Origin of the sequence: Lawsonia intracellularis PHE/MN1-00, assembly GCF_000055945.1 — a bacterium.
Taxonomy (GTDB): domain Bacteria; phylum Desulfobacterota; class Desulfovibrionia; order Desulfovibrionales; family Desulfovibrionaceae; genus Bilophila; species Bilophila intracellularis.
Map to the genome: position 1 here is coordinate 46,148 of NC_008014.1, position 12,225 is coordinate 58,372.

4 protein-coding genes are annotated in these 12,225 nt (G+C 32.0%); 2 read left to right on the top strand and 2 right to left on the bottom strand.

Annotated elements, in window-relative coordinates; translation table 11 throughout:
- Positions 1-644: 644 nt before the first annotated feature.
- Both LI_RS06965 and LI_RS06970 read left to right on the top strand, forming a co-directional pair.
- A complete protein-coding gene (locus LI_RS06965; protein ID WP_011527356.1) occupies positions 645-5,468 on the top strand; it encodes an autotransporter outer membrane beta-barrel domain-containing protein in 4,824 nt (1,607 codons plus the stop codon).
- A 473-nt stretch (positions 5,469-5,941) separates the two neighbouring features.
- A complete protein-coding gene (locus tag LI_RS06970) occupies positions 5,942-7,063 on the top strand; it encodes a glycosyltransferase (protein ID WP_015353854.1) in 1,122 nt (373 codons plus the stop codon).
- A gap of 301 nt (positions 7,064-7,364) precedes the next feature.
- On the opposite strand, the gene LI_RS06975 is transcribed toward LI_RS06970, so the two are convergent.
- Complete coding sequence (locus LI_RS06975) at positions 7,365-9,416, bottom strand: autotransporter outer membrane beta-barrel domain-containing protein (protein WP_223604249.1); 2,052 nt, start codon at positions 9,414-9,416, stop codon at positions 7,365-7,367.
- 398 nt (positions 9,417-9,814) lie between these two features.
- Positions 9,815-11,329, bottom strand: a complete 1,515-nt coding sequence (locus LI_RS06980; protein ID WP_223604248.1) for an autotransporter outer membrane beta-barrel domain-containing protein — start codon at positions 11,327-11,329, stop codon at positions 9,815-9,817.
- Between the last annotated feature and the right edge of the window lie 896 nt (positions 11,330-12,225).

The window sequence follows — 12,225 nt, forward strand, 5'->3', positions numbered from 1 at the left end:
CTAATATGTAGGAGTTACAAAGAGCTATCCTAATATATCAATAATTATGATAGGTTGTCGGTTTATTGACGATTTTGGGACACAAAATATTTTTCAATAATCTAGATAAATTTTTTAATATAGTAGTCTTAATATAACACCTGATTATTTTATGATCTTTCACATATGGAACACCCCTTGCACATCAATTATTATATGTGAAAAGAGGAGTGTCTAGTTGCAATGATCTCAATAAATTATGCATCCCTTTTGTGCTAATTAATAGTTAGCCATACATTGAGCTATTTATGTTTTTATAAATATGTAAAGATAGTTACGAAAAGTACTTTCATTTCCCCTTATATGGTGGAGTACTTTTTTCGTGCTTATTCTGGCATAGGAGAAGGTATGACAGACTGTACATACATTATAAATGAATTATATCTAAATGTAACTTTTAAATTTTTAATAAAAAAAACAATATGGAGTGTGAAATGTAGATAATATAATTACTAATTTAGTATATAACTATGTAGATTAAAAAAATTTTATTAATTTATAAAATTAAAAATAGATATTTTGTTAAAATTAAAAAGAATATTTTTTATTTTTAACAATATTTTTTAATTAGTTAAAAATTATTTTTTATAAAAAAGGTAATTTTTATGAAAATAAAAAATAAAATTATTTTTATTTCTATAGTTATTATTAGTATGTCAATTATGTTACTTATATTGAGTAAATACAGCATTACTAAATTATATAGTATAGATAGCTATATAACAAAAAATGAATATACTAAGTTATATTATTTTTTAGATAAAAAATTTTTTTATGATGCAGAATATGTAAAAAAACAGGCTAACGATAATAAGCTATTAAAAAAAATGTATAAAGGTGGAGATGATAGGTCTATACTCTCTAAAAAATATATTGCATTACTTGAGACACATGAATCAACCTTCGAGCAAGATATAAACTCACAGGTTAATTCAGTATACATGTGCCCACTGAAGAAAAATTTAAATGAAACACCTTGTAGTTTACCCACAGCAGAAATAGGCAACAAAAAAAACGATTCTGAAGAGAATCATCCTACAGTAGAACAAATAGATGATATATTACAAGAAACAGAAATAGAACAAACAAATGATACATTATCCAAGGCATCACCTGCTACAAATCCAAAATTTGCTACACAAAAACAACAAGTAGTAAGCATATTACCTTCAAAACATATCTCACTATTAAAAAAAATTATAAAACCATCACAGCATTCATCTAAAAATCGTCCTTCTTCTGTTGCAAAGGCTATAATAGGTATCCCTGGCCTACCTTTATATGCAGTAAATCTATATGGGCAAAGAGGAGATGCACCATCAGGAGGTGATAAAAAACCATCTGGAACTGAAGGAAACAATAGTTCCTCTGATGATGAAGAAAAAGAAGAAAAAAATCATTCTCATTATGACTCTGAGATAAATGAACAGGATAAACATACAGATAAAGGGGAAAAATCAGATTTAGTTGGAGCTGTGGGAGGTACATCTGATAATTTTACAAATCTAGATGGTAATAAAAGTGATGGCTCTAATGGCTTTGAAGTTCTTGATCTCCCTTCTCATAACCATTCTGAACCATGGCAAAAACTTATTGTTGTTGACGATGAATCATCACATGAATCACATACTGAAAACAGTACACAAAAAAATGAAAGTGATAACAATGCGGAACCTAAGCCACTTAAAGATCTGTATGAACTTGGAGAGCACTATCCCCCTATGTTTAACCAACCAAAACAAGATATGAGTATGGGGATTATAGGACCTGGAGATGACCTTATACGTCCATTAATAAATTTTTGTGAGCCACAGTTTCAACATTATAAGTATATACATCATCACCACCATAGTCATCACCAACATCGTTACCACCACCAACAACAACAACATCATCATCATCCACTACATCATCATTATAAAATAGGAATCCCTCTATTATCACCTAACAAAAATAAGCCTGGTCCACTTATGAATGAACTACCAGGAAGACATCTTCAAACAAAAAATCCCTCTATAGATAATGGTGGCAATAATAATGAACAACAAAAATTTGATCCATACAAAAGGCCATCTAACAATTCTATTGAAGACTCCAAAAAAGAAAACAGTCACCACTCTAATTCATCAAAACAATCATCACTTGGCCTTTCATGGGAAAAAGACTTTGGACAATCAAGTAATAGAGGAAAAAATAAGCACTTAGAAGAACAAAATGATGGAGAACATAGTAATAGTAGTAATGTTAGTATTGCACCATTGATGTCACATTCATCATCAACTGGACAACAAAATACATCTGTTGAAAATAATCAACATTCAAATGGTGAGCAAAATCCTCCATCAGTAGGATGTGAACATAGAGGACCAATGTCAACCTCAAACCATTCGTCTAGCTGTTTTGTGCAATTAAACAAAAGTGGATCTGACTTTAATAACGAATCTAATCAGCCATCTGGTCCAAAAAAAGAAATAGTACAAAGTATAAATTCATCACCTGAATCTGAACATACTCCATCTAATAACTCGTCAAATTCTAGCTTCGAAAAATACTTACACCTTTGTTATAGTAGTGTAGGAAATGAAGCCTCTCATAGTAGTGGTGAGTCATCTAAAAATAATGGAAACACGCAAGAAGAACACACTTTAATGCCCCATAATAACAGTCCCCCAGTATCACAATCCTTTTATCCTAAAAATGATAATGAATCAGAAAATGAAGCTAGTAGTGAATACAGTAGTAGTGAGTTTAGTTTTGAAAAAGAAAGAAATTTTGATCACTTTTCATCAGAAAATGGAAATTCTTTAGATGGTTTTGAAGTTGTTGAACATGGTCCTGGGAATAGCGCAGAAGTGTCACCATTTAAACCAACTGTACAAACTGGATTCAAAGGAACTCCTAGTCCTACAAGAACTGGACTACTTTTGCCTCCTTCATCAAGTGATGACAGTAAATCTTTAGAAGGCTCACTAAAAAGTGGTGGTGACAGTAATAATGATGAATCATCTGACTGGAGCTCTTCTAACAGTTTTGACCTAACTTCAGAAAATAAAAAGATATTTCTTGTACAAACCGGAGGTCATCCTCACCGTCCTCCAAAAAAAAACGATACAAAACAACCTCACTCTGAACCCTCAGAAAATCCAAATGGTGAAGATGGTGGCATTCAGCAAAATGAACCCTCCTATGGAGAAAACGTCTTATGTTTTACTAAAAGTAGTGGATCTAACCATTCACATCCATCACATAGAGATCACTACAATGAGCATGAACAAAATCCTCCAGATGAAACTGAAGATCATTCAGCCCATCATCAATCGCAATCTTCTTTAAATGATAAAAGTAAATCTTCTTCAAAATCTCGTTCATCAAGCATTGGAAGTAATAGTGGTAGTAGTATTATTCTTCTTAATGGCAGTAGTTCTGGTGACAGTTTACTTGAATATCCTGGACCAGAGGATGATGAAGGTGACTGTTTAGGTCGTGAATGTAAACGTAAACGTAATAGTGACAGTAATAGTGAATCTGATTACAGTTGTAGCTTTGAAAGGCTAGGAAATAGTTCAGCTAGTTGGATACTACGAAATCATGGTGGAAGCCACTCTAGCACAAAAAGCAATTCTAGTTCAAGTAGTTCTATTATAATTCTAGAAGAAAGTAGCAGTGAACATTATAATAATAATAGAGACAGTTCATATACTGATTCTAATCAAGGTAATAACTTCAACAGCTATGAAGAAGATACTGGTCATCAATCTGAAGATGGAGGAAACAAATCATCCTCTTCTAGCAGCATACAAATTCTCTCTACAAGTAATGATAGTATAGATTGGCCTAATTCTAGGAATAACTCTGAGTCTGAATACGATGGTGTCAATGATGGGATAGCTTGGCCTGGATCTGCTAATAATTCTGGAGATGAACATAATAGTGATGATGGGATAGACTGGCCTAATCCTAGGAATAACTCTGAGCCTGAACACGATGACAGCGATGATGGGATAGCTTGGCCTGGGTCTGCTAATAATTCTGAAGATGAACATAATAGTGATGATGAGATAGACTGGCCTAATCCTAGGAATAACTCTGAGTCTGAACACGATGGTAGCGATGATGGGATAGCTTGGCCTGGGTCTGCTAATAATTCTGAAAATGGTGATGATGGAAGCAAATCTGATTCAGACAGTCATCCAGAAGGTGAATCTAATAACAATGATACTGATGGTGGTAATCGTAGTGGTAATGACGAGTTATCTGATGGTTACTCAAATTCTAGTGGCTCAAATGGGGAGAACAGTTCTCTACAGTATAGACGTCCTGTAATGTTAGGAGCTATGCCCCCAGCACGAGCTACACCAAGAAGAGGAAACCCTTCAGGAGCTAACGTAAGGCAAGTTCTATCTAAAACACCTAAAAATCTACAAGCGACCCAGGCCAAACGTCCGCCAATATCTAGTTTAGATAGTTATCGCAATGCATGTAAAGCACTTACTCAAGCTATTCATGCTATTGCACAAAGTTCTCAACAAGCTATGCGTTCACTAGCTCTTGCTACAACGACTGGGTATCCAGATACAACAAAACGTTTTCGTATTTTTGGTTCAGCAAGCACAAAAAAACCTTATCCTAAAAAACATCAACCTTATGCTGTGACTGTTGGTGTTATTGCAAATCCTTTCTCAGCAATTAATCTTGGAGTGGCATATACCTATACGCAACATACAACTAAAGATTTCCATATTTCCAACACTGACGCACTTTTTGAAGGTTCTGCAGCAGGGAAATTACAAACAAATCACATCTCACTCATTACAGCTTGGAATCCTGAAGGATATGGCTTAACAGGCTTTTTAGAATATGCATATGGTACTGGAGATGCTACACTTATTCGTAAATTTGCATATGATAATCTTGCATTCACTGCAAAAGGGAAAACACGTACACATACTGATGGAGGAACAGCAAGAATTGGATATAGATTTAAAGTAACAGAAACTATTGCTGTCACACCATATGGAGAACTTGCAGCTGTTCGTGCTCGATGGAATAACTACTCAGAAAATAAAGGGAAATTCCCAGCTAACATAAGTAGTACAAAAGAACTTGTACGTGAGGAACGCCTAGGAATAGAAACTCGATGGCAAATAGTAGATAACTGTCAAATTTATGCTTGGGGAGCATATATTTCTAGTAAAAAGAAAAATGGTGTAGGAATTGAAGCCCTTCTTACAATTGATGATCATACTGAAAATATGACTGTTTCAAAATATTCAAGAAAGCAGTCCATGGGTGAAATTGGGGCAGCTATTGCAATCAAACCTACTGAACATTTTGGTATAAGTTTTAATACAAGTATACGAACAAAATCAAATTCAAAAGTCGGCTTAGACTCACAATATATAGGCACAAGTATATGGTATGCATTTTAGGCATGAATCCTGAATAGAAGACATACTAACACATGCAACTATGGGAGGAAGGCAAATGAATACCATGACTATAAAAAGAAATATTAAAAACCTTGTTAAACTCATGTTACACACCATTAATAAATCAAAAACAAAAAGATTTCAGCCTTGTTTGTCATATCAGTGTTTTTATCATGATCTGTTTCATGGTATATTGCCAATATATGCTCCTGTAGTAGTGAAAAATAGTAATCTATTAGTCTTTTAACATAATACTATGGACTTATTTTGGGCTATCTGTCATGGTAACAAGCTATACTTATACCGTAAAAATAAGGAACATCCAATAGGTGGATTGATTCTGTATGTATTGTTAAACGGTAAAGTAAACTTCTAATGTCGGTTAACTGACATTAGAACACCATGAAGAAACTCAAAATAGTCCATAGTCATAGTATTTCTTATAATTTTGGTTGGTATATAAGGATCAACACATGCATCTACTTTTTGTCACGCATGATATTGATAGTGGAGGAGCTGCAAGAAGTTTATCTATATTAGTACAACAGCTTGTAAAACGACATAAAATCAGTATCATAACATTTATTTCACCTGAACCAGAAAAACCAACAGCTTTGTTATATCAACAGCTAGGAGTATCTTTATATCTTTTCCCATGGGGATGGCTTCCAGTTTCTTTTATTGGATGTGAACCCAATATTGAACATCATCAAGAACTATGCAGTAGACAACGTAAGTATCTCCCAGAGGTAAAACATATTGGAGAAACAGCAGACGTTATTTGTTTTAATAGTTATGCACCAACAAGTTTAGCTCCTTACTTTCCTGGAAAGCGAAAAGTCCTTATTGCTAGGGAAATAATTGATACGTCAGACTATCATAATTATAAAAAATGTACCTCTATGCTAAAGCAATATATTAATTTTGCTATTGCTATAGGGCCACAAGAGTCTAGTCAATTACAATCAATGGGTATCCCTCACTCTATTGTTTATAATAGCAGTTCACATATACCATATTTTGAACCTTTTTCTTCATTTCCTCCTACCCGTTTTGGAATGTTTGCTCAATTTATCCCTACAAAAGGACTTGATATCCTACTTTTAGCTTATGCTGACCAAGCCGTTATATTAAAAGAACGAAATGTACATTTGCATCTTTTTGGCATTAATTTAAATATGCCATCAAAGAGTACCCAAGCTATCAGTGATTTTATTCAATCTTATAAACTTACAGACTTCATTCATCTTGAGGGATGGGTTAATAATGTAGAACAGCATATGGCAGCTATGCACTGCATGATACGACCTGATCGAACAGGTTCACCTTGGGGAAGAGATATCATTGAAGCTATGTCTATAGGTAGACCTACAATCGCATCTGGAGAAGAAGATGTTTTTGTAAAGAATGGTAGAACAGGTTATCTCTTTCCACCAAAGAACGTTAAAATCCTTGGCAAAATACTTGCACTTCTTTCAGAAGAACCTACTGTCTTAGAAATAATGGGTAAAAATGCATTTGAATTTGCAAAAGATCATTTTAATCCAGAAATAAATAGCACACACATTGAACATATTCTTTTAGAGGAAATATAGTCCCATATAAGAATAACAACTACCTCTAAACATACTATAACCTCTTTTGCATAGCACCCCTCCGTCAATAGTAATCATAGTTCTAGGAAACAAAATATTATTTGATATCCTAAAACTATGATTACTTAAACTTATTTGACTACTCACTATCTATGATAGAAAAACTAAGGTACAGAATACGTATCCTCTTGCTTATTTAATAGTTAACAACTAAATGATGATATCTAGCCTACCAATGACACTTGTAAAAAATAACAGGTTACTCAGCATATGTTCATTATTTCTTTTTGATATAACAAGACTACACACTATATTGAAAGAAAAAACCTGTTTGCTGTTCTTTACATTTATTCTTTTGATCAAAGCGCCATAGGCTATCTAAACGTATAGAAAATGTTTCTAATAACTTATTTTCATAGGATAATCCAACCTCACTCCGAATATACTGATTATGTCTTTTAGGAATAGATAAGGTATATTGACGACTAATACCTACTTGAGAGCGTAATTCTTTCATTCTGTGTTTTTTTATGCTTCTTACTACCCATGTTTGGACATGCATATTATCAGTAATAGCCCAAGAATGGCTTAGTCCCATAACCTTTTCTACTACTTTTTCGTTATTACCACTTATTTTTGCAGGGAATAAGCCAGTTATCTCTTCATAAGGACTCCATCCTGATGACACAAACATACTTTCAACATATGGCGTAAGTAACATTCCATCTACTATTTGAAAATTGTACCCAAGTCGAATAAGTCCACCATGTAATGTAATTTTTGGACTCCCTTTAGAATATGTTTTAATTCCAGCATGAGTAACCATTCTTGTATTTTTCATATTTCCCCAGCCACAACATCCTGAAAGATATCCAGTGAATCCTACAGCCCCTGTATTCCAAGCAACAACAGCTGCAAGACTATCTGTACTGGTTATTGCTTTAGCTGCACCAAAAGACCAACCTTTTTGCATCCCATAATACTCTTTTGAAATATGTTTGTTATGTTGATATGTAAGACCAACATTAAGCATATCTGTAGGAGTTACTAAAAATCCGACATTAGCTGCTCGTAATGTATATTCTAAGTTTGATGTATAACTATCCCATTGTGTACTTACATAAAATGACTTTAATAATGGTAATTGACTTCTATATGTCGTTGAAGAAAGACTACTTTTAGAGTTATTTTGCAATGACAAATAACTTTTATTCTTATAGATTTGTTTTGCTCTTTTCTTAGGATATGCAGCTGGAGCATTAAACGATTTCGATCTTAAGACAAGCATCCTTAATATAGTAGAAACTTGCTCAGATGTATCTGACAAAAGACATTGCATCCCTTGCAGCGAAGATATTTCCCCTTGAATGTTATAACTTAGTAAAAATCTTGTCTGTATGGGAAAGCTAAATCCTATAGCACCACCTCCAGGTGGTGGTGGGCTTCCAGGAGGCCTACCTTGCTCCACAGATGAATCACTAGGTTCAATTATTTCAAGTAATGCTTCTAATTTCTCTAGTAGCTTAGCTAAATGTTGTAAAAATATCTCTTGTGCTTGAATAACTCTCTGTGCTTGTGGATGTTCTTCTAATACTTCATGTAGCTCTTCTAATAATTTTTCTTGATTAACTTTTTGCTCCTGAATTTCAACTAGTCTTTTCTGTATAAATATTCCCCTTAAAGGACGAGATGTTGCCATAAGGTCAGAAAGTTCCGTTTGCAATGAACTTATCACTGTTGTAAGCCAAATATTTCCAGCAGCTACACTCATTCTAGATAAGGTTCTATTTCTCACTGTTGACTGATGTACATTATTTAAACTTTCTAATGACTTTTGTAATAAAGATGTTACCTCATTTGTTGTTGTTTGCACATGTTCTGGCCACTCTTGACTTGGCCCTTTTTCATAATCGTCCCATAGTAGACCTAGTAAGTGAGAGCCACCAGTTGCCCCTTCTTCTTGAGAAAAAATCCCTCCTGAAGCTCCTTCACCAACATCCTCTCCAGAACTGGTTGGATGTCCTCCAGAAGCTAGGCTATCATCTAAAGTACTATCTAAATTAGGTAATGCAACTAATAAATCTTCTAGTAATGAAAACTCTTCTTGCTCTACTTCTGGATTTTCATTTTGATTCCCTTGAACAATAGCTGCTGCTGCCAAGGCATGTTGTGCTAATAGCTCTTCTGTCATTAAATCTTCTGGCTCTGCATATAGATCTGGATCCTCAGCACATGCTACCTGTTGAGTATACATACAAAAAAAACATAATAGTATCCCTACAGTAAAAGAATTAGTAATAGTATCCCATCTATGTATGACTTTATTTTGTAAAAAAACCTTATTTTTATACATATAAAAAATATACATAATGGTATAATGACATATAGATAATTAAATAAAAAATTTTTATATTCTTGAATCATAAAATAAAATGGTTATCCTTATAAGTATAAGGCAATGTATGCAATATACATTATATAACAACGTACATTATATGTAAAAATAGTTACTTTATGAATAATATCCATAAAGTAACTATTTTTTATTGACACTTTAAATTCATAAAAAGGAAATAATACATACGTATATATGTTATAAACATATAATCTATATTAAATACGTATAGTATGTTTAACTTGATAATTAAAAACAATAGATTAAAAAATTATCTATTTATAATAATAAATTTTTTTCTTATTTTCAAGAAGTATTATAAAAAAGCATAACAACATAAAAATAGTTATAAAATATCAAAAGTTATATTGAAGGTGCATTCTTATACTACTGTTCCCAGGTTGTTTATCTGCTTCCAACCGATGATTCCCACTAATATTGATATGTGTTCTGTCTGAGAGTTGTATATCATAAGACATTCCTATTTCTTTCCAAAAGGATGTTTTTCTAACGCTTGGAACAGACAAGGAACAAAGATAAAAAGGGCCATATGACAGTCTAGACGTCAGCTTGTTTATCTTGCAAGTATTCAAGCCAAAACCAAGCCATGTCTGTAAAGCTGAATTGTATGTACATTTCCAAAAAGAAGTAATTCCTATTCCTCTTTCTAGCTGCACTTCCTTATTGTTGTTTATCTTAGATAATAAATATCCTCTCTGTTCTTCATAGGGTTTTCTTTCAACAATACTCATTACACCTTCCACATAAGGAGTAAGTAGTATGTCTTCCACTATTCTAACATTATAACCTAATCGTACTAATGCACCATAGATTGTAGCTTCAGAGTTACCTTTAAAAGAAGTTCCTGAAGGATTAAAAGAACGTATTGTTTTTATATGACCCCAACCATAACAACTAGAAAAAAATCCTGTAAAACCTTGTCCATCCGTATTCCAAGCTACAGTAGCTAAAAATTTTGTAATATTAGATTTTGTATTTACTTTATTAATAGATGTATCTGTCTCTACTATCTTGTACTTATTAGATAAATCTTTATAATTATATGAAAAACCCATAGTTACATTTGGTATTGGATTTACAACTATTCCAACTTGTGTACTATGTTGTTTATCTAAATATATATTGTACTCTTCTAATGAAGTAAATAGGTTACAGGAAAAAGTTATTGGATATAAAAAATAGTGTAGCTTTTCTTTTTTTTCTACAACTTTTGTATTTCTATGAAACTTTTTATGTCTCCTCAAATCTTGAGGTAAATATATAGTGTTTACCTTTGAAAAATTAGAACTCATTTGAATCTTTGAAACTATGTCTCTTAATGCATGTGATACATGAGATGATGTATCAAAAAGGACATACTGTAATCCTTGTAATGATCTAAACTGGTCTAAATATCCATAACCATGAGTAAAAGTAGCTATCCCACCTGCTCCTCCTGGGCCTTGTATATTAAAACCATCCTCTTCTTGACCTGCATTGCCTCCTGGTGGTGCTATCATCCCTAGTTGATACAAAGTTTGAAGTATTTGCTCTTGCAGCACTTCTATTTGACTTTGTGTACTATTTACTTGTTCTTCTAGTTGTTCTTGCTGGTGTGTAATACTAAGAGCTTGCTCTATAGTTTCAGCTGATTGTTCAACTATAGGAATATGTAAAAGAGTTCTATATTGTTCACTTAACTGTTGTTGTTGAACTTTTAAACTCATAGCTTGATTTTCCAAATCTCCTAATTGTCCATATAAAGACATTAATTGTTGTAATAGCTGTTGTTGAATTAATTCTTGTTCTTGTTGTTGTATGTATTGTTGCTCTACATATTCTAAAGCACTTAACTCTAGTTGCATTGACATCTCTGATAATATCTCATCTTGAGATTCATATGTGTTATTAGAATAAGTACTATCAGTTGCAAATGTATATTTATAAATAATAAAAATGTATACACAAGAACAAATAAATACAATAATAAAAGTTTTATAAAATATAGTAGTATATTTTTTACAATAAAAAAATTGTATAAGTACTATTTTTTGTAAGTCATATATATATATATTTCTAACTTCATATATGAATTTAGAAAATAATATATAAAAATATAAAAAGAATTTTAATATTTGTTCCATATTATTGACCTAAGATATGTATAAATAAAAAAATAACTGTATAAATAATATTCTTTTGTAATTAGTATAAAGATACTCCAATAATTTCTTATTAATTAGAAAACTTATTTAAGTAATAAGCATATTGTAATAATCTATTAATAGACTATAAAAATTATAAGTTTTCTTTTTAAAGAAAAAGAATAGGAGATGGATGTATCTACTAGAAGGTTTTAGTTGAAGATGAGAATTTGTTTATACTTATATCCATAAATAATTATTTTACTATTTCTATAACTAGATAATTATCTATAACTCTATATAGTGAGAAAAAGGAACATATAATAGAAAAGAAAAATATAGATAGTAATATGTAAGACAAAATAGTAAAAAATAAATACTATAAAAAATCTATAATCTTTAGCCTTATTAGTGAAAATAATATAACAAAGTTTTATATTGTGTTCATTAATTTTATTAAAAACATTAAGATAAAGAACGCCCTTTTAAAAAATATCTGTTTTTTCTCCAGTGATTATTGCATATGAGCTTCTAACCTCTTGTAAATATTATATTTTAACTCTTGATGATACAAAAGTGTTGGATGTCTGAAATATTGGAAGATAAACTTGTTAATGTATATC

Excerpts from the sequence above, each read along its gene's own strand:
- LI_RS06965 (WP_011527356.1), top strand. The coding sequence starts at position 645 with ATGAAAATAAAAAATAAAATTATTTTTATTTCTATAGTTATTATTAGT.
- LI_RS06970 (WP_015353854.1), top strand. The coding sequence starts at position 5,942 with ATGCATCTACTTTTTGTCACGCATGATATTGATAGTGGAGGAGCTGCA.
- LI_RS06975 (WP_223604249.1), bottom strand. The coding sequence starts at position 9,416 with ATGTATAAAAATAAGGTTTTTTTACAAAATAAAGTCATACATAGATGG.
- LI_RS06980 (WP_223604248.1), bottom strand. The coding sequence starts at position 11,329 with ATGTCAATGCAACTAGAGTTAAGTGCTTTAGAATATGTAGAGCAACAA.